Source organism: Dehalococcoidia bacterium, from assembly GCA_025060295.1.
Classification (GTDB): domain Bacteria; phylum Chloroflexota; class Dehalococcoidia; order Lucifugimonadales; family HRBIN23; genus HRBIN23.
Genome location: JANXCH010000006.1, coordinates 90,262 through 113,044, shown reverse-complemented (window position 1 = coordinate 113,044; position 22,783 = coordinate 90,262). Strand labels below are relative to the sequence as shown.

Here is a 22,783-nt window from a genome sequence, read left to right as displayed (position 1 = left end):
CCTAACCTCCCTTATCTGAGCCGATAAGGGTCAAGAACTCCTCTTCCGTGAGAAGGGTGGTGCCAAACTTGCGGGCCTGGGTCATTTTGGTCTCCCCGGGGTCGGCTCCCACCACCAGATAGGTCGTCTTCCTGGTTACCGTATCGGTGGGAATGCCGCCCAGGGCCTTCACCCGTGCCTCGGCCTGGGAGCGGGTCATAGAGGAAAGGGTGCCTGTGAAGCAGAATATTTTGCCCGCCAGGGGCAGGCCAGCACCAACCGAGGTCGGCTCTCCCTCTTCCATCCGCACCCCCACCTCTTTTAACTTGGCTATCAGCCTGCGGTTGTGCGCCTCCTGGAAAAAGGCCACCACACTGTGCGCCGTTTCGGGGCCGATGCCCTGGATAGCCAGCAGGTCGTCCACACTGGCCGAAAGGAGACGCTCCATCGTGCGGAACGTGGCGGCGATCTGCTGAGCCGTTACGGTGCCCACGTGATAAATGCCCAAGGCCACCAACACCTGGGAGAGGGGGCGGTCCTTACTCTTGTGGATGCTGCTCAGAATATTGCTAGCCAGTTTATCTCCCATGCGCTCCAGTTTCAACAGGTCATCTTTGGTCAAGCGATAGAGGTCCGCCACATCCTTCACTAAGCCGGCCTCTACAAAGGCGCGGCACCATTGCACCCCCAACCCATCAATCTCCATCACTCGCGCAAAGTGGATGAGACGCTCCACGAACTGAGCGGGGCAGGAGGCGTTGGTGCAGAAGGCGAAGGCCTCCCCCTGCGGGCGCACCACCCCCGCCCCACACTCGGGGCAGGTCGTGGGCATCTGGAACTCCCGCTCTTGGCCGGTGCGGCGCGCCGGGATGGGAGCCACCACCTGGGGGATCACCTCCCCCGCCCGTTCCACAATCACCCAGTCCCCAATGCGGATGTCCCGCTTCTTGATGTAATCCTCGTTGTGGAGGGTCGCCTTGGAGACGGTCACACCCCCCACCTGCACCGGCTCGAGAACTGCGTAGGGGTTGAGACGCCCCGTGCGCCCCACATTGATGCCGATGGACAGGAGACGCGTGGTGGCCTGGGTGGCGGGCCACTTGTAGGCGATCGCCCAGCGTGGCTCCCGCCCCACCACTCCCAACCGCTCCCACAAAGCAAGGGTGTCCACCTTCACTACTACACCATCGGTCTCGTAAGGCAGGTCGTGGTGCTTCTCCAGCCACTCCCGGTAGTAATCCACCACCTCTTGAGGCGTGGTAACCCGGCGGGTGTAGGGGTTAGTGCGGAACCCCAGATCCTTCAGCCACAATAGAGTCTCCCACTGGGTGGGGGGATGACTCCCGCCCTCCACAGCACCAATGCCATACACCCAAATATCTAGACGGCGCCGAGCGGTGATGGACGAATCCAGTTGACGCACGGAGCCGGCGGCGGCGTTGCGGGGATTGGCGAACAGGGGCTGGCCCTCGGCGGCCCGCTCTTGATTGAGGCGATGGAAGGCCTCCTTGGACATATACACCTCGCCCCGCACCTCCATCACAGCGGGACCAGGTTTCAGCAGACGCAAGGGGATGCTCTTGATGGTCTTCAAGTTGTTGGTAACATCTTCGCCGCGGTAGCCATCACCCCGGGTTGCCCCTTTGGTCAAACTCCCGTTTTCATAAGTTAACGACACAGCCAAACCATCCACCTTCATCTCACAGGTCATAGCGAAGGGCTCCCCCTCCAGAAGGCGGCGCACCCGCTCATACCACGCCCGAAACTCCTCCTCATTGAAGGCGTTGGCCAAAGAAAGCATAGGCTGGCGATGCACCACCTCGGCGAAGCCCTCGGCGGGAGGGGCACCCACCCGTTGGGTGGGCGAATCAGGGGTAACCAGTTCAGGGTAGCGCGCCTCCAGGTCCCGCAACTCCCGCATCAGGGCGTCATATTCCGCATCGCTGATCACCGGGGAGTCCAGCACATAGTAGCGGTAGTTATGGTAGTGAATCTCTTTCCGAAGCCACTCTATGCGCTCCACCACTTTGGGGTCTACAGGCATAGACGCGTCTCCCTCTCACGACCTTCACGGGTGAGTATAATCCCCTGGGCAAACGGGGGCAAGGAAACCCCTTCACCCCCTTTTGACACCCGCCCACGGGAAGGGTTAGGATAGAACCAGCTCCAGGGGAGGGGAAACCGTGAACGAGCCGCGTGCGCCGCGTCCACCGAAGACAATTCGGCAAGAATTGCCCCCACACCTAAAGGTGCCGCCGGGGCAGTTCGTCACGACCAAGTTCCCTGTTCTTACTTACGGTCCCACGCCCCGTATCGACCTCTCCCTGTGGCGCTTCCGTGTGTTCGGGCTGGTGGAGCACGCGCAAGAACTGACCTGGCCCCAGTTTCAGTCCTTACCCCGAGTGGCGGTTACGGCCGATTTCCATTGCGTCACCCAGTGGAGCCGTCTGGACAACCTTTGGGAGGGCGTGCAAGCCCGCACCCTGGTCGAGTTGGCCCGTCCCAAGCCCGAAGCCCGCTTTGTGATGGTCCACTGCTACGGGGGGTACACCACCAACCTGCTCCTGGAGGACCTGCTGGCCGAGACCACCCTGTTCGCCGACCGCCACGACGGCAAACCCCTCGCCCCCGAGCACGGGGGGCCTTTGCGCCTGGTGGTGCCCCACCTCTACGCCTGGAAGAGCGCCAAGTGGGTCAACGGGTTAGAGTTCACGGATCGCGAGGAGCCCGGCTTCTGGGAACAGCGGGGCTACCACATGCGGGGTGACCCCTGGCGCGAGGAGCGCTTTTGGCCAGAGTTGGGAGGCTAGGCAGCAGGACTGGCCTCGCGCACCGTGAACTGGAACTGCTCTATCACGGGGTTGGCCAGAAGGCGCCGGCACATCTCCTCCGCCTGGCGCTGGGCATCCTGGAGGCTCTCCGCCTGCAGGTGCACCTCCAGGTATTTGCCCACCCGCACCCGCCGCACGCCTGAAAAGCCCAGGGCTTGCAGGGCACTCTGCACCGTGACACCTTGAGGGTCATTGACCGTAGGCTTCAAACTGACCAGCACGTGCACCAGGAACTCCACAGGCTAGGCCTCCTTGGGGCGCACGACCACAACCGGCCCCCCCAGGGTGAGCACGACCCGCTGGGCCACGCTCCCCAGGAGCAAACGCCGCGCCCCCCCGTAGCCGTGGGTTGCCATGACCACCAGGGACTTATGGCGGCGGGCCAGAGCCACCAGCTCCTCCGCTGGTTGGCCCTCCCGCACCTCCACCCGCACCCTATGCCCCTGAGCCTGCAGACGCGTCTGATGGGTGGAGAGATAAGCCAAAGCCTCCTGGCGCAACGCCTCCAGAGTCTCCGTCACGTACGAGGACGCCTCGGGCCACATGCTGACCACGGCAGGGGTGCTGACCACGCGCGCCAGAATCACCTCCGTCTGTAAAGCGGTGGCCAGGTCGAGGGCCAGGGGCAGAACCGTCTCCGCCAAAGGGGAGCCATCCAAGGGGACAAGGACGCTCTGCACCTGGGGGGGTGTCGGCCGCGCCGTGGGAGGACGGGCCTTCACCAACAGAAGGGGGATAGACGCAGTGCGCACGAGACGGTCGGCCACACTCCCCAGCATCAGGCGGGTCAACCCGGTGCGTCCATGGGTGGTCAGGGCGATGAAATCGGCATGTACCTCTTGGGCATAGGCAAGGATTTGGCTAACCGGCTCGCCCTCCTGAGCCTTGATGAACACCTCCAAACCCACCTCCCGCAGGGGGCGGGCGGTCAGGGAAAGGTACTCCTCCGCCCGGGCCACATGCACCGCCGCCTCTAGGGGCAAGCGCAGGTGAGCATAGGCCTGTCGGACCTCTGGGGTTAGGGGAGGCACCGCCGTGAACAGGATTAACCGAGCGGGGAGCCGTTCCCCCAAAAGACGCGCCCAGGGAAGGACCTGCTCGGCAATAGGGGAGCCGTCCAAGGCGACAAGAATGGTCTTCACGGTGTGCCTCCCGTTGGGGCGGGCTTATCGCCCCGTGGCTACCAGGTCCCGATGCGTCCCCTGCCCCTTGCGCGCGACGGTCTCCAAGCGCAAACGGGCCTCCTGAGCGGGGGTCAGCTCATACCCGCACTGCAGGCAGAGCACCGTTCTACCCCACTGATCCACCACCTCCCGCAGATCCCCATGGCAGCGTGGGCATGCGCGGAACCAGATCATAGTAGCACCTCCTTGCGGGTGGAGGGTAGTCCCCGACCGGCCCTTTTCAGGGCCAGGGAGACCATCTCCACCAAATGATCCACACTGAACGGTTTGGGCAGGTAGCCCTCCAGACCGTGCTCCCGCACCTCTCGTCGGGAAAGGGTAGAGGCACTAATGAGCACGGCGGGAGGGGGTATACGCCCAATTTGGCGTAGGCGCTCCACCAAGTCCCATCCCAACCCGTCGGGCAGGCGCAGGTCTATCACCATCGCATCCACACTCGTCGCTCCCATCACCACAGCCAGCCCTTCGCGCACACACTGCGCCGTGAGAACCCGGTACCCCCGGGCCCCCAGGGCCACCTGCAAAGTGCGGAGCAGAGTAGGGTCGTCCTCCACCAGGAGAACCGTGAGGGGGAGCCCCATACCTGTCCCTCCTCTGACTACCCTCAACCACAACCTAAGGTAATCCAGGCGTGTGAAACGGGCGTGAAAGAAATGAGCGCCGGTGTGAAAAAAGCGTGAAGAAAATCGTTTCACCTGCTCTCGGCGTTGCCTGGGGGCTGAAAGCGATACCCCACCCCTGCTTGGGTCACAATGTAGCGGGGGCGAGCGGGATCAGGCTCCAGTTTGCGCCGCAGTTGCTTAATGAAGGTGCGTAGGTATTCGGTCTCCTGACCGTATTCAGGTCCCCACACCTGCTGGAGCAGTTCCTTATGGGTGAGCACCTTCCCCGCATTGGCCACGAGGACTTGCAGGAGGGCGAACTCGGTCCTGGTGAGGGGCACCTCCTGGCCGCTGCGCTTCACGATACGGGCCGAGAGGTCTATAGTGAGATCCCCGAACGTGAGAACAGGGTGAGGAGTGGTCAGTGATGGGGAGTGCTCTGCTCGGCGCAGGAGCGCCCGCACACGGGCCAAAAGTTCTGGCGGACTGAAGGGCTTGGTCAGGTAATCGTCGGCCCCCAGGTCGAGCGCCCGCACCTTAAGGGCCTCTTCCCCCCGCCCAGAGAGAACCAGCACCACGGCGTTGCTCCACTGGCGCAGGCGGTGGAGGACCTCCAAGCCGTTCAGATTCGGCAAAAGCAAATCCAGTAGGACCAGATGGGGCTGAAAAACCTCGGCCTGTTGGAGGGCCTGCAGGCCGTCCGTGGCGCTCTCCACCTGATAGTCCTGGCGACGCAACAGGTCTGCCAGGAAACGGCATAGGCGGGCGTCGTCCTCCACCACCAGGATGCGATACGGCTTGGGAGACTGCACGGTTACCTCTGGGCATCCGTTTTGGCAAGGGGAAGGGCAAAATAAAAGGTAGAACCCTGCCCTAAGGCGCTCTCAGCCCAAATACGCCCCCCGTGCAGTTCTACCAACGCCTTGCAGATGGCCAACCCCAGCCCGATGCCATACCCCCGACCGCTTTTGTGGGGGGAACGGTAGAAACGCTCAAACAGGTGGGGGAGGTCTTCGGGAGGGATGCCCGGCCCTTGATCGGCCACACACACCACGACCTCGTTGCGGCGGTCATCGTGATATGCCGAGAGGCGCACAGGGCTAGAGGCCGGTGTATGCGCCAAAGCATTCACCAGGAGGTTCACCACCACCCGCTGGATATGGGAGACATCGGCCCATAGGGACGGAAGGGTGGGAGGGATGTCTACCTGCAGGGTCCGCCCCTGCGTCAGTCCCGACCGCTCCACCTCCCGCACCGCCTGCTGGACGATGTCCCCCAGTCCACACTCCTCGGGCTCCATGGGCAAGGCCCCGGCCTCCAGGCGAGACAGGTCCAGCAAGTCGTTGACCATGCGCACCAGGCGCTCCGTCTCCTCGTCTATGGCCTGGAACAACTCGGCCGTCGCCGCAGGCTCCAGAGCGGGGGCGGTGCGCAAAGCGGAGATAGCGGTCTTAATGCTGGCCAGGGGTGTGCGCAGGTCGTGGCTCACCATGGACAGGAAGTCCGAGCGCAAGCGCTCCATCCGCTTGAGGCGGCTGATGTCCTGCCACACCACCACCGCCCCGGTAACCTGCCCCTGCTCGTTGGTCAAAGGGGCAGCGTTCACCAGCAGAGGGATGCGCTGCCCTGGCCGCACCTCCAACAGCACCTCCAACCCCTCACACACCTCCCCCCGCCAACAGCGGGTAACGGGGCGTTGGTCAAAGGGCAGAGGCACCCCCTCGGGCGTGAAAAGGCGTAGGTCATAAAGTGAGCCGATGGAAAGACGCCCATCCTCCGTTGTTCCCAGCATGTGGCGTGCCCAGCGATTAGCCATAGTGATGTGGGCCGTGGGTGCCCGCACGATGACCAGGGCCTCGGGGATGGCGTCTATGATAGCCTGAAGGCGACGCTGGCGGGCGCGCGCCTCGCGCTGCAGACGCTCTTCCCGGTGCAGAGCCTGGACGGCCCGTAGAAGGGCAAGCCCCACCAGCGCCACTGCCCGAACCTCCTCCCGAATAGAGGGGGCAAGGGCACTCACCCCCTCCAGAACCAGCCAACCCAGCGCCTGTCCGTGCACCTCTAAGGTGAGGGCGTAAGCGTCTGCCGGAGGGGAGTCCCCTGGGGCGACGAACCACACTCTGCGCGCCCCTGTCAGACGGGCCAGCACCTCCTCCACCCGGCGGCGCAGGGCCCCCTCTCCCCAGTCCAGCAAGGCAGGCTCGGTGAGAGCCGCCAGGCTTCCCCCTAAAGACGCCGCAACTGTCTCCATCCGCTGCTCCGACTGTCCTATGGTAGCGTGCAGGGACGCCTCAGGCAACCCCTACAAGCAACCCCCCATTTCTTCGCCCTCCCCATCCCACCACAGAAGGGGTAAGATAAGGGAAGGTGTACTCCGCAAGGGAGGTGAAGGATGACGGTAGCCCGCCCCACGCGCATAGAGCGGGATTCGATGGGCCCCATGGAGGTGCCCGCCGATGCTTACTACGGAGCATCCACTCAACGGGCCGTGCTCAACTTCCCCATTAGCGGACAGCGCTTCCCCCGGCGGTTCATCCGCGCCCTAGGCCTCATCAAATGGGCAGCCGCCAAAGCGAATATGGAACTGGGCCTGCTAGACCCCTCCATCGGCAACGCCATCGTCCAATCAGCTTGGGAGGTGGCGGAGGGGCGATGGGACGACCAGTTTGTGGTGGACATTTTCCAGACCGGCTCGGGCACCTCCACCAACATGAACGCCAACGAGGTCATCGCCAACCGCGCCGGCGAGCTGCTGGGCCTGCCCCGAGGCTCCCGCAAGGTGCACCCCAACGACCACGTCAACCTGGGACAGTCCTCCAACGATGTGATCCCCACCGCCATCCACCTCTCGTCCCTTATGGCCATCAAGGATGACCTCATCCCCGCCCTGGAGGGGCTCCACCAAGCCCTGCTGGCCAAGTCCCAGGAGTTCTGGCCCATCATCAAGACGGGACGCACCCATCTTCAAGATGCCACCCCCATTCGCCTGGGACAGGAGTTCCTAGGCTATGCCGGCCAGGTGGAGCGGGGTATCCGCCGCCTACGGGGGGCCATGGAGGAGCTGGCAGAGGTGGCCCTGGGGGGCACCGCCGTCGGAACGGGGGTGAACACCCATCCCCAGTTTGCGGGCAAGGTGTGCACCCTTCTCTCACTAGTGGTCGGCTACCCCATCCGCGAGACGGATAACCACTTCCAGGCCCAGGCCACCTTGGACAATGTGGTGGCGGCGGGAGGCGCCGTGCGCACCGTAGCCCTGAGCCTCCATAAGATAGCCAACGACATCCGTTGGCTAGGATCAGGGCCGCGGGCGGGGCTCGGGGAATTGCTCCTACCCGAGGTCCAGCCTGGCAGTTCCATCATGCCCGGTAAGGTCAACCCCGTCATCGCCGAGTCCCTCATTCAGGTGTGCGGGCAGGTGGTGGCCAACGACACTGCTCTGGTGATGGCCAACCTGGGCAGTTACTTGGAGTTGAACCTGATGATGCCCCTAGCCGCCCGCAACCTGCTGGAGTCCGTTTCCCTTCTGGCCTCCGCATCCCGCAACTTCACCGAGCAGTGCGTCAAGGGCCTCAAGGCCACCTCCAAAGGTCCCGAGATGGTAGAAAAGGGTCTCATGCTGGCCACCGCCCTGGCACCCGTCATCGGCTACGATAAGGCCGCCGACATCGCCAAAGAGGCCGCCCGCACGGGAAAGACGATTCGGGAGGTGGCCCGGGAGCGCACCACCCTCACCGAAGAGGACCTGCGGAAAATCCTAGACCCCGAGAAGATGACCCAGCCCGGCCTGGGGGCTGGCCCAGTATCCGGCTAGCAAGACCAAAGGGGCCTGGCAATCCCAGGCCCCTTCTCGTATCCCCCACGGGCCAAGAGACCACCCCTACGCCGCTCCCCCTTTCACTCTCGCGTCGGGTAGACCGTCTCGATGAAGCCGGCAATCTCTCGCACCTGAAGGCGCTGGACGGCCACCTCCGGCACATACATAATGCTATCGGCCGCCCACACGAGGGTGCCCCGCGGCTTGTCCCCGATGCCGATAATCCCCCGCAAGACACGATGGATGCTGTCGTTGATGCGCACCGTGTTGGGCTTGATAGGCTTATCCAATCGCCCGTCCTTTATCAGGTACGAGTCCCCCACTATTGTGCACGTAAAGTCGCCCGCCGCCAGCCCGTTGATGGGGTAGGTATACCAGATGCGCCCGATGTAGAGGCCGTTGCCTACCCGGCGGAGCAGCTCCTCGTGGGTACAGGGCTGGCTGGTGGAGATGATCACATTGGTGCCGAAAATGCCCACGGGCGCCTCAGGGTGGCGTCCCCCGCCGAAGAAGAAGCGGAAGCCGTTGCGGGGCACCAGCCCATCCCGCACCTGTGCGGGGTCAACACCTAACTTAGCCCGAGCCTGGGGGTCGCGCAGGATTTGCTGACTACGATAGTAGTCGGTCAGCAGGCCCACCAAGCGCCCCTGCCGCACCAAATCGGTGCGCCCGGTAGGGAGACCCTCGCAGGTGATACCCTTGCTCCCCGCCAAGCCCGGCGCCGCGCCGTCGTCCCACATATCCAGCAGGGGCGAGGCAATGGGCTGGAGCATCTTCCCCTGGAAGGCCGACGCCCCCGCATAAAAGACCCCCAGGTTCAGGCTGGGGAGGATAATGTGGTTGAGCAGGTCGGTAACAGCCTGGGGGCCGAGCACACACGCATATTCCCCATCGGGCACCCGCACCCCGTCCATCGCGCGGACGGCGTTACGGGCGCATTCCGCCCCGGGCTCAGGGGAAAAGTCGGTCAGGCGAGTTCCCACCATCCACGCCGAGCCTTTGCTGACCCGTGCCTCCACCATACTCGTCAAGAAGGCCATCACCAGGGTGGACTGGTCCGTATCCACGGGGATATGGGTGGAGCCGACGGCGATGCGCTCCTGCAAGACGGTAACATCCCCCCCCAGAATGAGGCCCAGGCGGGGCAACTGGTCGGGGCGCTCCACTAAGGACACCAGATCCTCGGCCGACTGGAATGCTCCCAGTGCCCCCTCCACAGCCGTCCACCCGACCCGCACCAAATCGTCATCGCGCATGCGCATCACCAAAGGGTCGTGGTACCGGCGCAGGCGACGCCTCTCCCCCGTGGGACGAGGGAGGGAGGTGCGGTCGGGGTCCAACACGGCTGCCCGCCGCGCCTTCTGTAGGGCCCGCTTCACCCCCTCCAGAGACAGGTCGCTCGGCTCCGAGCCTGCGCCGTAGCGGAGACCCCCCTCCCCTCGGAACAGGATCCGCACCGCCACCCCATAGGACTCTTGGGACTTGGGCTCCTCCACCCCGTTGCAGGGCAGGTGGGAGGTGTAGTTAAGGCGGGCGAACAAAGCGCCATTGGAGGCGGCAAACACCTCCGCCTCCTGCACATCGGGCTGAGCGTGCAGGTAAGCCAGCCCCTCCTGCACCGTCCGCTTCAAAGTTGCCAGGGGGATCATAACCCACTCTCCTTCCAATGCACTGCGAGGGTCAGCGGGAAGTTCCCGTCAGACGGGCCACCGAGCGCAGGGTGGGGCCCCCGTTGCTCATCCGCTTGGCCTGCATGGGCTGCCCCTTCCCGCAGTTGGGGATGGGGAACAGGCGGAAGTCGTTCCCCACCGCGTCAATGTGCATAAAAAAGTCGCGAGTATCGGCCATGACCGCTCCGTCCCGATAGAGTTGCCCTATCTGACCGTTGCGGATTTCATACACCTTCACCGCCGAGATGCGGAAGTTCTCCCGGCTCTCGGCCACCGAGGGGATGCGGTGCCCCACCACATACCACCCCCGCTCCACGTCGCCGATGATGTCCTGAGGATCCCGGTCCCCTCCCAGGAAAGCCGTGTTGGACATGCGAATAAGGGGCACACGGAAAGGCTCGGTAGCCACATAGTGTCCGTTGCTTTCCAAGCCCAGGAGGGCTGCCGTTTGCCGGCTGGAGAGGAACTCGGTGTAAATGCCATTTCGGATGTTGTAGACCCGCCGGGCGGGAGTGCCCTCGTGGTCATAGGGATACGAGCCAAACCCCTCCATCGTCGGGTCCGACACTACGCTCACCAACGGCGAAGCGACCTGCTTGCCCAGCATGTTCTCCTGCAGGTCTTTGAACAGCCAGGAGCGCCCTGCGTACGCCGTCTCCATTTTGAAAGCCCGGTCCAGTTCCGAGGGATGCCCCACCACCTCGTGGCACACCAGGGCGTTGAAGTGGGGATCGGTTACCACCACCACCTCCCCCTCGGGCGGGCGCAAGTGGGGGGCATTGGAGACTTCCACCGCCGTAGAAGCCAGGCGGCGGGCGAACTCCTCCAGCGGCTCCAAATGGATATGGGCGTTGCGGTAGCCTTCGGTGAGCACCTCCCAACCCCTCTGATGGCCAGTGAAATCGTAAAGGTCCAGGGGGCCCGTCTCCCCCCGAGAGGCCACGAACACCAGGCCCTCCGATAAGGCATAGATGCGGTCAATCGACGAGCCGGCGGCGCTCACAAACACATCCCGCACCAAAGCCGTCGTTCCGATGACGGTGTTGAAAGCCACCTGTGGGCTGACGCCCGCCGCTGCCCGGGAGGCCCGGGTGACCAGACGCACCACCTCCTCCAAGGGCACAGAGCGGGGGTCTATCCGAAACACGGGGGGAATGCGCGTCCGCACCACAGGGGCCGGCAGCAACGCCAAAGGCGTGAAACTCGCCCCCAGGGATCCATAAAGGGTGGCGACACGGTGTTTTTCCCGGGCGTTGGCAACGGCGCGCGCGTGGGCGTGACGAACCGCATCCTGCAGCACCTGCATGCTACGGGACAGATCGGCTCCCCCCAGCACCCTGCCGCAGAAACCTGCGGCTATGGAGCCGTTCTCGGCCACCACCCGCACCCCCAGCCCCATGTGGCAGTCGGCGGTGCTGACCTTTTCCACGCCGTTCTCGGCGGTGCAGGTGCGCACCTCCCACGCCCCCAGGCGAATTTCGCACTCCCGACACCCCCGCAGGCGGCGCGCCGTCCGTGCCACCTCCTCCGCCACAGGAATCACAGCGTCCAAGGACTCGATACCGATGCTCATGGGTAGACCTCCCCTGCCGAATATACCACACCCTCGGGTGTGTGTCCCCGGTGGAGGCGGGGTTAGTTCAACAGGCCCCGCAGACGGGCCAGGGCCCGGGCGGCGGGCTGGTAGTGGGGGTCGCACTGGAGAGCATTCTTATAACATTCCAGCGCCCGATACCACAGCCCTTTGCGCTCCCAAATGCGCCCCAGGTTCATCCAGGGGAAGCAGTAGTGGTCGTAGCGTTTGGCACGCAAGGCCTGTTCCAGCCAGGGAATCGCCTCGTCTAACCGCCCCAGTTCAATCAGGTACGCCCCGATATCGTTATAGGGATTGCCGTAGTCCGGGTCTAAGGCGATGGCCTTCCGGCAATACTCAATGGCCTCCTCCAAACGGCCCATGTGGGAGAGTGCCCAGCCTAGGAAGGTATAGGCTTCCGCCGTTGGGTAAATGTCCAAGGAACGTTGGTAGGCGCGCACCGCCTCCTCCAAGCGCCCCTGCTTTTGGAGTGCGTAGCCCCTCTGGAACAGTTCCCATGCCTCCCGCTGGTGCTCTGCTCCCCTCTGCACAGGCTCACCCCCCACGCCCCGAGCCCCGCAGGCCCGGTGCCGGCGTGTCACGGTGTGCACTCTCTCTGCAAAGGTACAAGGAGTTCCCCTGCACAATCAGGGGGTTTTAGTCTCATTATATCCCCGTGCCTGGCGCAAGTCAGCCCTGTTCCTCCCCTCGCCGTTGCCATCGGGAAGAAAGTGGGCTACCATAGCACCGACAGAGAGAAACCACTATGTTGTCCACCGTGGAGAAGGCCCAAGGGTGGCTGCGCCGCCACCGTGTGGACGCCTGGCTCCTCTACGACTACCTGGGGGCCAACCCCGTGTTTTGGGCGGTCGTCGGCAAACTGGGCATGGTAACCCGCCCCTGCTGGCTGTTCGTCCCAGCGCGTGGTCAGCCCCGCCTGTTAGTGCACGCCGTAGATGCCGGCAAGTTCCGGAGCCTGGGATTGCCCCTCACCGTGTTCGCCAACCGTGCCCAGATGCTCCGCCATCTGCGCCGATGGCTCACGGGACTGCAGCGTGTGGCTATGGAATATAGCCCCCAGGGGGCCCTCCCGCGGGTGGGGCGAGTGGACGCGGGGACAGTGGAACTGGTGCGGGGATGGGGACTGCAGGTGCTCCCCTCGGGCGACCTGTTCCAGGAGTCCGCCCTCCTCTGGACGCCCGCCCAGGAGCAGTCCCACCGGGAGGCAGCCTGCTTGCTGTCGGCCATCGTTCTGGAGGCGTTCGCCTTCCTGGGGCAGGACCTGTCGGGGGCCTTGACCGAGTGGGACACGGCCCAGTTCATCCGCACACGCTTCGCCGACCTGGGGCTGGAAAGCCCCGAAGGCCCCATCGTGGCTGTCAACGCCCACTCCAGCGACCCCCACTACGAGCCGACCCCCTCCGCAGCGGCACCCGTGCGCCGCGGCGACTGGGTGCTTATAGACCTATGGGGGCGTCTGAAGGGGGAAGACACCATCTATGCCGACATCACATGGGTGGGATACGCTGGCCCTGAAGCCCCTCCCCGGCAGCAAGAGGTGTTCCGCGTCGTCTGCCAGGCGCGGGATGCGGCCCTCTCCGCACTTCAGAAGGCGTGGGAAAAGGGGCGGGTGCTCCAGGGATGGCAGGTGGACAGGGTCGCCCGCCGCCTGATCGCCCAGGCAGGTTATGGCAAGTACTTCACCCATCGCCTGGGACATAGTCTGGGGCGCACGGTGCACGGGGACGCCGTCAACCTGGATTCCTGGGAAACACGGGACACCCGTTGCATCATCCCTGGGATCGGCTTCACCATTGAGCCGGGCATCTACCTCCCGGAGTTTGGCGTGCGCTCGGAGATAGATGTATTCTTTAGCCCCTCTGGCCCCCAGGTTACCACTGCCGTGCAGCAGAGCATAGTGCTTATTGGCGAGCGTCTTGACCTCCCTAAAGGCCCCTCCTATAATCGCCCCAGTTGAGAAGGGGGGTAGGCATGTGCGCCAGGCAGACCGCAGGTATTTACGAGGCATTGGGCGTCCGTCGGGTCATTAACGCCGCCGGGAGCATGACCATTCTCGGCGGATCCATGCTCAGTCCCCGGGTGCTGGCCGCAATGGAGGAGGCCAACGAGTCCTTCGTGGATATGGAGGAACTGCTGACGAAGTCGGGACAGGTTATCGCCCGCATTCTGGGGGCCGAGGCGGCTCTGGTTACCTCAGGGTGCTATGCCGCCCTGGTGCTGGGGGCAGCCGGCATCATGACCGGCACCGACCCCGCCCGCATCGCCCGCCTGCCCGACACCACAGGGATGAACAACGAGTTCCTCATCCAGAAGCGCATGCGCTATCACTACGACCGCTGTGTCACGGTGCCCGGGGGACAGCTGGTGGAGGTGGGGGACGAGCAAGGCACCACCCCCGACCAGTTGGAGCGGGCCATCGGCCCCCGCACGGCCGGCATCCTCTACCTGGCGCGCATGGAGGGCGACCCGGGAATCCTCCCTATCCCCCAAGTGGTGAGTATCGCGCACCGCCGGGGAGTGGCCGTTCTGATCGACGCCGCCGCAGAGGTCTATCCGCTGGAGCGCATGCGCTGGCTCTGCCAGAGCGGGGCCGATCTGGTGTGCTTCGGAGCCAAATACTTCGGCTCCACCCATTCCACAGGGGTGCTGTGCGGCAAGAAGGGGGCAGTGGAGGCAGCCACCCTCAACAACTTTATCGCCTATGAAACCCACGATAACCACGCTATCGGACGGGGCTACAAGGTGGACCGCCAAGAGGTGGTGGCCACCGTGGTAGCTCTGCAGGAGTGGTTCCAAATGAACCACGAGGAGCGGTTCGCCCAGCAGGAGCGACGCATCCACACCATACTGCAGGCGTTGGAGGGCATCCCTCACATTACCACCCAACGCCTCTGGGAGCGCCAAGGGCCCTGGATGCGCCTGATGGTAACCCTGAACGAACAGCCTCTGGGGAAGACGGCCGTTGCTGTGCAGCAGGCCCTGCGCCAGGGCAATCCCAGCATCCGCATCCGTGCCGAGGGAAATAACCTCCTCATCGCGGTGCACACCCTGCGGGAGGGCGAAGACGCCATCGTCGCCCAGCACCTGCGGGCGGCCCTTTCCCCGTAGCGATGGCCCCTATGTTCCCCGCCGCAGGCGCAAGGGGAGGGTCAACACCACACACAGCACATACAGGGCCGCCGCATAGTAGAACACGCTGGTGATGCCCCACGCCTTGGCGACCGCCCCCGCGATGACCGGCGACACCGAGGAGAAGATGAAAGTTCCACCAAAGATGAGGCTGACGGAGGTGGCCTCGGCACCCTGCGCCGTGGCGTCCATGGCCGCCGCCAAGATGGTGGCCTGTAGAGCGTAGAAGAATAGCCCCAAAATCACCACAACACTTACCAGTTCCCAGCCGGGCCGTGCCCACGCCAGCAGCAAGGCGAAGAGAGCCAGCAACGCCAGCCCCGGCACAAGCACCGCCTTCCTCCCGAAGCGGTCGGATAGCCACCCCAAAGCCGGCTGGGACGCTATCCCCATCAGGGTGAGCACGCTCAGCATGAGGCCGGCGAAGGCCGAGGAATACTGGAAGTCCTCCCGCAAATAAATGGGCAGGAAGGTCAGGATGGCCTGCTGGCCCATAGCCCGCACACCTGCCACCACCAGAAGCACCAGAATCACCTTATTCGTCAACACCTTCCCCGCGGCCCCAAAATAGCCTCGAAGCGTGGGCCGTTCCCCGCCCTCCTGATAGGCGGAGCGTAGGAACCACCACACACCCAACGCCAACACCACCGCTGGAATAGCATAGAAATGGAGGAGATTGCGCCAGAAAAAGACGAGTAACAATATCCCTACCGCCAGGGGTGCCAGGGTATCGCCGATGCTCCCCCCCACCCCGTGCACGGCCACCGCGAAACCCCGACGGTCGGCCCAGCGGCGCGACAACAGCCCAATGGCCGGCGGGTGCCAGATGGCCCCACCCATCCCCACCAAAGCCACGGCTGGTAACAAGAGGGCATACGTCGGGGCGATACCTACCAGCAGATACGCCAGCCCTATCCACGCCATACTCACTGCCAGAACCAACGCCCCCTGCCGTCGGAACAGATCGGAGATGAAGCCAGCAGGCAGATTCGCCGCGCCCCCTGATATGGCCCGCACGCTAGAGAGGGCACCCACCTGCACCGGGTCTAACCCCAGGGTGCGCTTGATCTCTGGCAACAGGATGACAAAGGACTGTTGATACCAGTGGATAATGGCGTGCCCTAAAGTCAGCCCGCCCAACAAAAAGACACGCCCCGCCCCTAGACCCGTGCGTGGTGGCGCACTCACCTGTTCCATATAAGCCCCCTCCCGTTGGCTGGGTCTGTGCACGATGGTAGCGCGTTTCCCCTCCCCTGGCAACCTTACTGTGCTACACTGAAACCATCCCCTACAAAACCCACAACGCGCATGCCCTCGGCCCAAGACAGCGAGGCGATCCTCACCATCCAGGTGGTGGGTTTCACCTTTCGTCCTGCGCCTCCCGACCAGGGTGGGCGCGGGCTCGTCCTCCACACCACACGGGGGGACGTCGTGGGCATCTATCACCCCGTCCCGGGGGCGCAGGAGGGGGTGCTGTGGGTCTGGGGCGTGCGGGGCGGGGTGGATGGCCCGGCCAACGGATGCTACCGGGTTCTAGCCCAGCAGTTGGCCCACCAGCACGGCATCGCCTCCCTGCGTCTGGACTACCGACACCCCGGTGTTTTCCACGAATGCGTTTTGGATGCCCTGGCAGGCCTCACCTTCCTAAAAGGGATGGGTATTCTGCGGGCGGCCCTTGTGGGCCACTCCTTTGGCGGGGCGGTGGTCATCGCCGCTGCCCCCTTCAGCGATATCGCCGTCTGTGTGGTAGCCCTCTCCACCCAGACCTATGGAGCGCAGGGGGCAGGGCAGGTGTCACCCCGTCCCCTTCTCCTGGTGCACGGCGAGGCCGATACTCACCTTCCCCCCACCTGCTCCCACAGGGTGTATGCCTGGGCGAAGGAGCCTAAAGAGCTGGTCCTGCTCCCGGGGGCGGGCCACAGCCTGCGCGAGGCGGCCTCAGCCCTCCACACTTTGCTGAAAGACTGGCTCCTGCGCCACCTCAAAGCTCCGCCCCGCGCTAGCGGTGGAGATTCCGCCCCGTCCTTGCTATAATAGTATCTCGGTTCTCCCAAGATGCAGACACTCCGCCCCACCCGTGTGAAGAACCGCCCTGCCCGCGTGGCGGCCTCCGCCTCCGGCATCACCCTCAAAACGCCGGAGGAACAGCAGGCTATGCGCCGTGCGGGGCAGGTAGTGGCGTTGGTGCTGGAGCGGTTAGGCCAAGCCTTGCACCCGGGGATGCGCACCCGTGACCTGGACGCCCTGGCCGCCCAGATGATTCGCCAGGCGGGTGCACAGCCCGCCTTCCTGGGCTATCGGGGCTTCCCCGCCGTTATCTGCGTCTCCCTGAACGAGGAGATCGTGCATGGCATCCCGGGCGACCGTATCATTCGGGAGGGCGACCTGGTGAAGATTGACGCCGGGGCCATAGTGGACGGCATGTATGCGGATGCTGCCCGCTCCTTCCCCGTTGGGAAGGTGCATCCCCGCGTCCACGCCCTTATAGAGGTAACCCGCACTGCCCTGGAAGTGGGCATTCGCCAGGCGCGTCCGGGTGCCCACATCGGCGATATCGGCTCGGCCATCCAGCGCTATGTGGAGAGCCGCGGCTATGCGGTGGTGCGGGAGTATGTGGGGCATGGCATCGGTCGGGCTTTGCACGAAGACCCCGCCGTTCCCAACTACGGCCAGCCCGGAGAGGGCCCGCTTCTGGTGCCCGGCATGGCCATCGCCATCGAACCCATGGTGAACATGGGCACCTACCTGACCAGGGTGCAAGAGGACGGGTGGACAGTGGTAACCGCCGACGGCACCCTGTCCGCCCACTTTGAAGACACCGTTATCATTACCGCTACAGGATGCGAGGTGATCACACGATATCATGGGCGTTAGAGTGGGAGAGGGTATGGCCAAAAAAGAGACGATAGAGGTGGAGGGTATCGTGGAGGAGGCGCTCCCGAATGTAACCTTTCGGGTGAAACTGGCCAACGGCCACACCGTGTTGGCCCACGCCTCGGGCAAAATCCGCATGAACTTCATCCGCATCCTGCCGGGCGACCGAGTGCTCGTGGAGTTGTCTCCTTACGACCTCACCCGCGGGCGGATTACCTACCGCTTCAAGTAACGAGGGAGCACTATGGAAGTCCAGCCGTCGGTGAAACGGCGCTGCGAAAAGTGTAAAATCATTCGGCGTAAGGGGGTGGTGCGGGTCATCTGCTCCAACCCCAAGCACAAACAGCGCCAGGGCTAGGGCCAAGGAGGGCATATGGCTCTTGTGGCGGGCGTCAATATCCCCGACAACAAACGGGTAACCATTGCTTTACGCGCCTTGTATGGCATCGGCCCCACCCTGGCGGAGCGCATCGTGCGCCAGGCGGGGATCACCGGCAACCCCCGCGTGCGGGAACTCACCGAAGAGCAGTTGGCCCGCATCCGGGACATCATTGACAAGAACTATAAGGTGGAGGGTAACCTGCGGCGGGAGGTGCAGATGAACATCCGCCGCAAGATAGAAATCCGCTGCTACCAGGGCTTGCGCCACCAGCGGGGCCTGCCCGTGCGCGCCCAACGCACCCGCACCAACGCCCGCACCCGCAAGGGCCCCCGCAAGACAGTGGCCGGTCGGCGCCGTGCCACGGCCAAGAAATAACCACCATTCGTCCAGTGCGGAGGGTGCTTCACTATGCCTCAAGCCAAAGGTCGTCGCCGCGAACGCAAAGTGGTCCCGGTGGGGCGTGCCTATATCCACGCCACCTTTAACAACACCATCGTTACCCTGACCGACCTGCAGGGGAATGTGCTGGCTTGGGGGAGCGCAGGGACGGTGGGGTTCCAAGGCTCCCGCAAGGGGACAGCCTACGCCGCCCAGCGGGCAGCCGAGGACGCCGCCCGTAAGGGGATGGAACACGGCCTGCGCCAAGTAGAGGTGTGGGTGAAAGGCCCCGGCCCCGGGCGCGAGGCGGCCATCCGCTCCCTGCAAGCCGCCGGCCTCACCGTGACCGCCATCCGGGACGTTACCCCTATCCCCCACAACGGATGCCGTCCGCCCAAACGCCGGCGCGTCTAAAGTCAACGAGAGGAGTTCCTTATGGGCCGTTACACTGGGCCAGTCTGTCGCCTGTGCCGTCAAATCGGCGAAAAGCTGTTCCTGAAGGGGGACAAGTGCTATACCCCCAAATGCCCCGTGGAGCGCCGGCGGCGTAGCCCCGGCATGCACATCGCCCGCCGGCGGAAGCTCTCCGACTACGGCCTGCGCCTGCGGGAGAAGCAGAAGGCCAAATACCTCTATGGCTTGCTGGAGCGCCAGTTCCGCAAATATGTGGAGACCGCCCGCCGTCAAAAGGGGGAAACCGGCCAGGCCCTTCTGCGCCTGTTAGAGCGTCGCCTGGACAACGTGGTCTTCCGCCTGGGATTTGCGGATTCCCGCCGCCAGGCCCGCCAACTGGTGCGCCACGGCCATATCCTCGTCAACGGCAAACCCATAGACATCCCCTCGTACCTGGTAAAAGTCGGGGACACCGTTACCTGGCGCGAGAGCAGTCGTGGCATGCCCTTGGCCCAGGCCCTGCTCCAGAACGGCCCGAAACGCACGGTGCCCGCCTGGCTCTCCCTGGAGCGGGAGCACCTCACGGGCAAGGTGCTCTCCCTCCCCCAGCCAGCGGACCTGGACGTGCAGATTGACACCCGCCTAATTGTGGAGTTCTACTCGCGCTAGCCTTCTACACATACCACTCAAACCACCCTGGTTCACGGTATGACTAGAGGGCACGCATCACGAGCCTGAGGAGGTGTGGTTACGGTGGATTTTCCCAGCATCATCAGTCAGCCAGAGAAAACGGAAGGGCAGAGGCCTGTCCTCCGGGTGGTGGATACCACAGATACCTATGCCAAGTTGATCCTGGAGCCCCTGGAGGAAGGCTATGGCCCCACCCTGGGTAACCCCCTCCGCAGGGTGCTCCTGCGCTCCCTGCCGGGGCTAGCGGTAACCTGGGTACGCATCAACAATGTGCCCCACGAGTTCACCGCTCTGCCCCACATCCGCGAGGACGTGCTCACTTTCCTGCAGCATGTGAAGGGGATTCGCATTCGGGGCCTTTCCGGCGAGGGGGGCAGGATGCATCTGGCCGTGCACGGCCCAGGCCAGGTCTGCGCCGGCGACATCATCGCCCCCGCCCATATGGAAATCGTCAATCCCGAACATTACCTGGCCACTATCGAGTCGCCGGAGGGAAGCCTGGAGGTAGAGTTCAATGTGGAGCCCGGTGTGGGCTACCTCCCCGCCCAGCAGGGGCAAGGTCTCCCCATCGGCACTCTGGCCGTAGACGCCATCTTCTCCCCGGTCTTCAAGGTCAACTACCTGGTGGAGCAGTCCCGCATAGGCCAGCGCCTCACCTACGAGCGCCTCATCCTGGAGGTGTGGACCGACGGCACCATCACCCCAGTGGAGGCGGTCAAAAAGGCCTCACAAAAACTCCTCGACCACTTCAGCATCTTCACTCTTGCTCCCCAGGCAGCTCAGACCCCTGGGGATGGGGCTGTCCCCATCGTGCAAGTGCCCCCAGAGATTTACCATATGCCCGTGGAGCGTTTGGACCTCTCCACCCGCACCCTCAACTGCCTGCGCCGCGGGGGTATCAGCAAAGTGGGGGAACTGCTGGAACGCACCCGCGAGCAGTTGATGCAGATTCGTAACTTCGGCGAGCGCTCCTACGAGGAGGTCATGCAACAACTCACGGCCAAGGGCATCACCATCCCCGCCCATTTGCGTAAGCCCGACGCCCCACCACCCTCCCCCCCGAGGGCGGAGACACGCCCCACCCCCGAAAGCGACACGCCCCAGAGCACTGCCGGCCCCACCCCTGATCCGTCCGCTTAGGAGTGTTACCTATGCCCCACCAGGTCGTTACTGCAAAACTGGGACGCCCCACCGAACAGCGGCGCGCCATGCTGCGCAACCTGGTGCGCTCCCTTTTCCTGCACCAGCGCATACAGACAACCCTCCCCAAGGCACGGGCTGCCAGCAAACTGGCCGACCGCATCATCACCTGGGCGCTGCACGCCCAGAAAGCCCTGGATGCCGGCGACACCCCGGAGAACCGTGCCAAAGCTCTCCATTACCGTCGTCTGGCCCTGGCCGCTTTGCCCGATAAGGATGTGGTGGCCCAGGTTTTTGAGCAGATGCCCCGCCGATACCGGGACCGCACCAGCGGGTTCACCCGTGTTCTCAAGGTAGGCTATCGTCGTGGCGATGCGGCCCATGTGGCCATCTTGGAACTCGTGTAAGGGGGGAATCCGTGGGGTATGCCGACCGATCCTGTCCCCAGCCTGCATCGTATCGCCCTGGTGCTGGAATACGACGGCACCGACTTTGCGGGCTGGCAAATCCAACCCCGCGCCCGCACCGTGCAAGGGGAAGTGAGTAAGGCCGTGGCCACCCTGTATGGTCAACCCCTGCGCCTGCAAGGGGCCAGCCGCACCGATGCCGGTGCCCACGCCCTCTACCAGGTGGCCGCCTTCACCGCTCCCGCCCGCTACACGCCGGCCACGGTGCGCAACGCCTTGAATGCCACCCTCCCCCCTGATGTGCGCGTGGTGGAGGCGTACACAGTCCCCCTAGCCTTTGACCCCCGTCGCCACGCCCGTGCCCGCCAATATCGCTACCTGGTATGGAACCGGCGGGAGGCGTCCCCCTTTTGGCGACGCTTCGCCTACCACTGCCCCCATACCCTACACCTCCCCCGCATGGAACAGGCCGCCCGCCTTATGGAAGGGACTCGGGATTTCGCCTCCTTCGCAGGCCCTGCAGGCCGGCGTTGCACCGTGCGGACCATAGCCCAGGCGGGCATCACCCGCAAAGGCGACCTCCTCGTATTCACCATCGAGGGGAACGCCTTCCTGCCGGGGCAGGTGCGGCGGATGGTCGGCACCCTGCTGGAGGTGGGACTGGGGAAACTGTCCGTGCACGCGGTGCACGCCCTGCTGGAGTCCCCCCGACCTTCGGCGGCTGGCCCGGCCGTGCCAGCGCACGGCCTGTTCCTGACCCGCATAGCCTACCCCACTTTCCCCCCTGTCTCGGAGGCACCATGACAAGAGTACGAACCCTTAAGACCTATGTGCCCCGCCCCCAGGAGATTCAGCCCCGCTGGCACCTCATCAACGCCGAAGGGCAGGTGCTGGGACGGCTGGCCACCCGCATCGCCCGCATCCTGCAAGGCAAGGACAAGGCCACCTATACCCCTCATCTGCCCACCGGGGACTTCGTGGTGGTGATCAACGCCGCCAAAGTGGTCGTTACCGGTAAGAAGATGCGTCAGAAGATCTACTACTTCCATAGCGGTTACCCTGGCGGCCTGCGGGAGTTCACCCTGGAGCAGATGCTCCAGCGGGACCCCACACGGGTCATCAAACTGGCAGTGCGGCGCATGCTCCCCAAGTCTAACCTGGGACGGAAGATGCTCTCCCGCCTGAAGGTCTACGCCGGGCCCGAGCATCCCCACCAGGCGCAAATCGCCGGCTTCCCCGCCCAGAACACCTCTGAGGAGGTGAACAGCGCATGACCACTACTTCTCCCGCTCCATCTTCGGCGGGGGCACAGGCCGAGGCCCCCCGCTACTTCTACGCCCTCGGCAAACGCAAAACGGCTGTAGCCCAGGTGCGCCTCTACCCGGGGGGAAACACTTTTCTCATAAACGATAAGCCCTTTGAAACGGTCTTCCCCCTGCAAACCTGGCAGGCCACCGTGTTAGAGCCTTTTCGGGTCACCGAGACCCTGGGCAAGTTCGCCGTTGTCGCCAAGGTGCGCGGCGGAGGCATTTCCGCATGGGCCGACGCCCTCCGCCACGGCATCGCCCGGGCCCTGGTGGTGGCCGACCCCGCCTTCAAAGCCCCCCTGCGCCAGAAGGGTCTCCTCACGCGCGACCCACGGGTCAAAGAGCGCAAGAAATACGGCCTCAAACGGGCACGCCGCGCCCCCCAATACAGCAAGCGGTAACGGCCCGG

27 protein-coding genes are annotated in these 22,783 nt (G+C 64.3%); 16 read left to right on the top strand and 11 right to left on the bottom strand.

All coding sequences use genetic code 11. The features are described 5' to 3' along the window. Position 1 precedes the first annotated feature (1 nt). On the bottom strand, positions 2 to 2,023 hold the full coding sequence (gene ligA / locus NZ951_03520) for an NAD-dependent DNA ligase LigA (protein ID MCS7206992.1): 2,022 nt from the start codon (positions 2,021 to 2,023) through the stop codon (positions 2 to 4). A gap of 175 nt (positions 2,024 to 2,198) precedes the next feature. Here ligA and NZ951_03515 point away from each other — a divergent pair, with 175 nt between their 5' ends. Continuing rightward, the gene (locus tag NZ951_03515; protein ID MCS7206991.1) at positions 2,199 to 2,789 is read left to right on the top strand and encodes a sulfite oxidase-like oxidoreductase; all 591 of its coding nucleotides are present in this window, start codon (positions 2,199 to 2,201) and stop codon (positions 2,787 to 2,789) included. Here the strand turns inward: NZ951_03515 and purS are convergent. From purS to NZ951_03485, 6 genes are all read right to left on the bottom strand, one after another. Next, positions 2,786 to 3,049, bottom strand: a complete 264-nt coding sequence (gene purS, locus NZ951_03510; GenBank protein MCS7206990.1) for a phosphoribosylformylglycinamidine synthase subunit PurS — start codon at positions 3,047 to 3,049, stop codon at positions 2,786 to 2,788. The two genes, NZ951_03515 and purS, sit on opposite strands and share 4 nt — an antisense overlap. Before the next feature lie 3 nt (positions 3,050 to 3,052). Further along, positions 3,053 to 3,952 carry a universal stress protein gene (locus tag NZ951_03505; GenBank protein MCS7206989.1) on the bottom strand — a complete coding sequence of 300 codons (900 nt, stop codon included), beginning with the start codon at positions 3,950 to 3,952 and terminating at the stop codon, positions 3,053 to 3,055. Positions 3,953 to 3,976: 24 nt separating this feature from the next. Further along, the gene (locus tag NZ951_03500) at positions 3,977 to 4,168 is read right to left on the bottom strand and encodes a hypothetical protein (GenBank protein MCS7206988.1); all 192 of its coding nucleotides are present in this window, start codon (positions 4,166 to 4,168) and stop codon (positions 3,977 to 3,979) included. Beyond that, positions 4,165 to 4,575: a response regulator gene (locus NZ951_03495; GenBank protein MCS7206987.1), complete on the bottom strand. Its 411-nt coding sequence runs from the start codon at positions 4,573 to 4,575 to the stop codon at positions 4,165 to 4,167. The genes NZ951_03500 and NZ951_03495 overlap by 4 nt, the downstream gene beginning before the upstream one ends. A 110-nt stretch (positions 4,576 to 4,685) precedes the next feature. After that, positions 4,686 to 5,408 (bottom strand): response regulator transcription factor, encoded by a 723-nt coding sequence (locus tag NZ951_03490; protein ID MCS7206986.1) that lies wholly within the window; start codon positions 5,406 to 5,408, stop codon positions 4,686 to 4,688. Positions 5,409 to 5,410: 2 nt separating this feature from the next. Beyond that, positions 5,411 to 6,847: an ATP-binding protein gene (locus NZ951_03485; protein MCS7206985.1), complete on the bottom strand. Its 1,437-nt coding sequence runs from the start codon at positions 6,845 to 6,847 to the stop codon at positions 5,411 to 5,413. Positions 6,848 to 6,988: 141 nt separating this feature from the next. Between NZ951_03485 and NZ951_03480 the strand changes: the two genes are divergently transcribed. Beyond that, positions 6,989 to 8,407 (top strand): class II fumarate hydratase, encoded by a 1,419-nt coding sequence (locus tag NZ951_03480; GenBank protein ID MCS7206984.1) that lies wholly within the window; start codon positions 6,989 to 6,991, stop codon positions 8,405 to 8,407. 83 nt (positions 8,408 to 8,490) lie between these two features. Here NZ951_03480 and NZ951_03475 read toward each other — a convergent pair whose 3' ends face one another. The 3 genes from NZ951_03475 to NZ951_03465 form a co-directional block, all read right to left on the bottom strand. Continuing rightward, positions 8,491 to 10,059, bottom strand: a complete 1,569-nt coding sequence (locus NZ951_03475) for a metallopeptidase TldD-related protein (GenBank protein MCS7206983.1) — start codon at positions 10,057 to 10,059, stop codon at positions 8,491 to 8,493. 31 nt (positions 10,060 to 10,090) lie between these two features. Continuing rightward, positions 10,091 to 11,653 carry a TldD/PmbA family protein gene (locus NZ951_03470; protein ID MCS7206982.1) on the bottom strand — a complete coding sequence of 521 codons (1,563 nt, stop codon included), beginning with the start codon at positions 11,651 to 11,653 and terminating at the stop codon, positions 10,091 to 10,093. A gap of 62 nt (positions 11,654 to 11,715) precedes the next feature. After that, positions 11,716 to 12,255 (bottom strand): tetratricopeptide repeat protein, encoded by a 540-nt coding sequence (locus tag NZ951_03465; GenBank protein ID MCS7206981.1) that lies wholly within the window; start codon positions 12,253 to 12,255, stop codon positions 11,716 to 11,718. A gap of 164 nt (positions 12,256 to 12,419) precedes the next feature. Here NZ951_03465 and NZ951_03460 point away from each other — a divergent pair, with 164 nt between their 5' ends. Then, on the top strand, positions 12,420 to 13,631 hold the full coding sequence (locus NZ951_03460; protein ID MCS7206980.1) for a M24 family metallopeptidase: 1,212 nt from the start codon (positions 12,420 to 12,422) through the stop codon (positions 13,629 to 13,631). 14 nt (positions 13,632 to 13,645) lie between these two features. Next, positions 13,646 to 14,782 (top strand): aminotransferase class V-fold PLP-dependent enzyme, encoded by a 1,137-nt coding sequence (locus NZ951_03455; GenBank protein ID MCS7206979.1) that lies wholly within the window; start codon positions 13,646 to 13,648, stop codon positions 14,780 to 14,782. A 9-nt stretch (positions 14,783 to 14,791) separates the two neighbouring features. On the opposite strand, the gene NZ951_03450 is transcribed toward NZ951_03455, so the two are convergent. Beyond that, on the bottom strand, positions 14,792 to 16,000 hold the full coding sequence (locus NZ951_03450) for an MFS transporter (protein ID MCS7206978.1): 1,209 nt from the start codon (positions 15,998 to 16,000) through the stop codon (positions 14,792 to 14,794). A gap of 111 nt (positions 16,001 to 16,111) precedes the next feature. Between NZ951_03450 and NZ951_03445 the strand changes: the two genes are divergently transcribed. The 12 genes from NZ951_03445 to rpsI all read left to right on the top strand — a co-directional run bounded on the left by NZ951_03445 (position 16,112) and on the right by rpsI (position 22,775). Further along, the gene (locus NZ951_03445; protein ID MCS7206977.1) at positions 16,112 to 16,837 is read left to right on the top strand and encodes an alpha/beta hydrolase; all 726 of its coding nucleotides are present in this window, start codon (positions 16,112 to 16,114) and stop codon (positions 16,835 to 16,837) included. Positions 16,838 to 16,858: 21 nt separating this feature from the next. After that, positions 16,859 to 17,677, top strand: coding sequence for a type I methionyl aminopeptidase (gene map, locus NZ951_03440; GenBank protein MCS7206976.1), 819 nt, complete (start codon positions 16,859 to 16,861; stop codon positions 17,675 to 17,677). Positions 17,678 to 17,690: 13 nt separating this feature from the next. After that, positions 17,691 to 17,909, top strand: a complete 219-nt coding sequence (gene infA, locus NZ951_03435) for a translation initiation factor IF-1 (protein ID MCS7206975.1) — start codon at positions 17,691 to 17,693, stop codon at positions 17,907 to 17,909. Positions 17,910 to 17,921: 12 nt separating this feature from the next. After that, positions 17,922 to 18,035 (top strand): 50S ribosomal protein L36, encoded by a 114-nt coding sequence (gene rpmJ / locus NZ951_03430; GenBank protein MCS7206974.1) that lies wholly within the window; start codon positions 17,922 to 17,924, stop codon positions 18,033 to 18,035. 15 nt (positions 18,036 to 18,050) lie between these two features. After that, the gene (gene rpsM, locus NZ951_03425) at positions 18,051 to 18,434 is read left to right on the top strand and encodes a 30S ribosomal protein S13 (protein MCS7206973.1); all 384 of its coding nucleotides are present in this window, start codon (positions 18,051 to 18,053) and stop codon (positions 18,432 to 18,434) included. Between the two features lie 33 nt (positions 18,435 to 18,467). After that, positions 18,468 to 18,851 (top strand): 30S ribosomal protein S11, encoded by a 384-nt coding sequence (gene rpsK, locus NZ951_03420; protein ID MCS7206972.1) that lies wholly within the window; start codon positions 18,468 to 18,470, stop codon positions 18,849 to 18,851. Positions 18,852 to 18,872: 21 nt separating this feature from the next. Continuing rightward, positions 18,873 to 19,499 (top strand): 30S ribosomal protein S4, encoded by a 627-nt coding sequence (gene rpsD, locus NZ951_03415; protein MCS7206971.1) that lies wholly within the window; start codon positions 18,873 to 18,875, stop codon positions 19,497 to 19,499. A gap of 84 nt (positions 19,500 to 19,583) precedes the next feature. Then, the gene (locus NZ951_03410) at positions 19,584 to 20,660 is read left to right on the top strand and encodes a DNA-directed RNA polymerase subunit alpha (protein ID MCS7206970.1); all 1,077 of its coding nucleotides are present in this window, start codon (positions 19,584 to 19,586) and stop codon (positions 20,658 to 20,660) included. An 11-nt stretch (positions 20,661 to 20,671) separates the two neighbouring features. Then, on the top strand, positions 20,672 to 21,067 hold the full coding sequence (rplQ, locus tag NZ951_03405; GenBank protein ID MCS7206969.1) for a 50S ribosomal protein L17: 396 nt from the start codon (positions 20,672 to 20,674) through the stop codon (positions 21,065 to 21,067). Positions 21,068 to 21,085: 18 nt separating this feature from the next. After that, on the top strand, positions 21,086 to 21,871 hold the full coding sequence (gene truA / locus NZ951_03400; GenBank protein MCS7206968.1) for a tRNA pseudouridine(38-40) synthase TruA: 786 nt from the start codon (positions 21,086 to 21,088) through the stop codon (positions 21,869 to 21,871). Next, positions 21,868 to 22,341: a 50S ribosomal protein L13 gene (gene rplM, locus NZ951_03395; protein MCS7206967.1), complete on the top strand. Its 474-nt coding sequence runs from the start codon at positions 21,868 to 21,870 to the stop codon at positions 22,339 to 22,341. Before truA ends, rplM begins: the two co-directional genes overlap by 4 nt. Beyond that, the gene (rpsI, locus tag NZ951_03390) at positions 22,338 to 22,775 is read left to right on the top strand and encodes a 30S ribosomal protein S9 (GenBank protein MCS7206966.1); all 438 of its coding nucleotides are present in this window, start codon (positions 22,338 to 22,340) and stop codon (positions 22,773 to 22,775) included. Before rplM ends, rpsI begins: the two co-directional genes overlap by 4 nt. The last annotated feature ends 8 nt before the right edge of the window (positions 22,776 to 22,783 follow it).

Coding starts and splice junctions, on each gene's coding strand:
- NZ951_03480 (MCS7206984.1), top strand. CDS start 6,989: ATGACGGTAGCCCGCCCCACGCGCATAGAGCGGGATTCGATGGGCCCC.
- map (MCS7206976.1), top strand. CDS start 16,859: ATGCAGACACTCCGCCCCACCCGTGTGAAGAACCGCCCTGCCCGCGTG.
- NZ951_03485 (MCS7206985.1), bottom strand. CDS start 6,847: ATGGAGACAGTTGCGGCGTCTTTAGGGGGAAGCCTGGCGGCTCTCACC.
- NZ951_03455 (MCS7206979.1), top strand. CDS start 13,646: ATGTGCGCCAGGCAGACCGCAGGTATTTACGAGGCATTGGGCGTCCGT.
- rplQ (MCS7206969.1), top strand. CDS start 20,672: ATGCCCCACCAGGTCGTTACTGCAAAACTGGGACGCCCCACCGAACAG.
- rpsM (MCS7206973.1), top strand. CDS start 18,051: ATGGCTCTTGTGGCGGGCGTCAATATCCCCGACAACAAACGGGTAACC.
- rpsD (MCS7206971.1), top strand. CDS start 18,873: ATGGGCCGTTACACTGGGCCAGTCTGTCGCCTGTGCCGTCAAATCGGC.
- ligA (MCS7206992.1), bottom strand. CDS start 2,023: ATGCCTGTAGACCCCAAAGTGGTGGAGCGCATAGAGTGGCTTCGGAAA.
- NZ951_03460 (MCS7206980.1), top strand. CDS start 12,420: ATGTTGTCCACCGTGGAGAAGGCCCAAGGGTGGCTGCGCCGCCACCGT.
- rpmJ (MCS7206974.1), top strand. CDS start 17,922: ATGGAAGTCCAGCCGTCGGTGAAACGGCGCTGCGAAAAGTGTAAAATC.
- rpsI (MCS7206966.1), top strand. CDS start 22,338: ATGACCACTACTTCTCCCGCTCCATCTTCGGCGGGGGCACAGGCCGAG.
- rplM (MCS7206967.1), top strand. CDS start 21,868: ATGACAAGAGTACGAACCCTTAAGACCTATGTGCCCCGCCCCCAGGAG.
- infA (MCS7206975.1), top strand. CDS start 17,691: ATGGCCAAAAAAGAGACGATAGAGGTGGAGGGTATCGTGGAGGAGGCG.
- truA (MCS7206968.1), top strand. CDS start 21,086: ATGCCGACCGATCCTGTCCCCAGCCTGCATCGTATCGCCCTGGTGCTG.
- NZ951_03450 (MCS7206978.1), bottom strand. CDS start 16,000: ATGGAACAGGTGAGTGCGCCACCACGCACGGGTCTAGGGGCGGGGCGT.
- NZ951_03500 (MCS7206988.1), bottom strand. CDS start 4,168: ATGATCTGGTTCCGCGCATGCCCACGCTGCCATGGGGATCTGCGGGAG.
- NZ951_03470 (MCS7206982.1), bottom strand. CDS start 11,653: ATGAGCATCGGTATCGAGTCCTTGGACGCTGTGATTCCTGTGGCGGAG.
- NZ951_03445 (MCS7206977.1), top strand. CDS start 16,112: ATGCCCTCGGCCCAAGACAGCGAGGCGATCCTCACCATCCAGGTGGTG.
- NZ951_03495 (MCS7206987.1), bottom strand. CDS start 4,575: ATGGGGCTCCCCCTCACGGTTCTCCTGGTGGAGGACGACCCTACTCTG.
- NZ951_03475 (MCS7206983.1), bottom strand. CDS start 10,059: ATGATCCCCCTGGCAACTTTGAAGCGGACGGTGCAGGAGGGGCTGGCT.
- rpsK (MCS7206972.1), top strand. CDS start 18,468: ATGCCTCAAGCCAAAGGTCGTCGCCGCGAACGCAAAGTGGTCCCGGTG.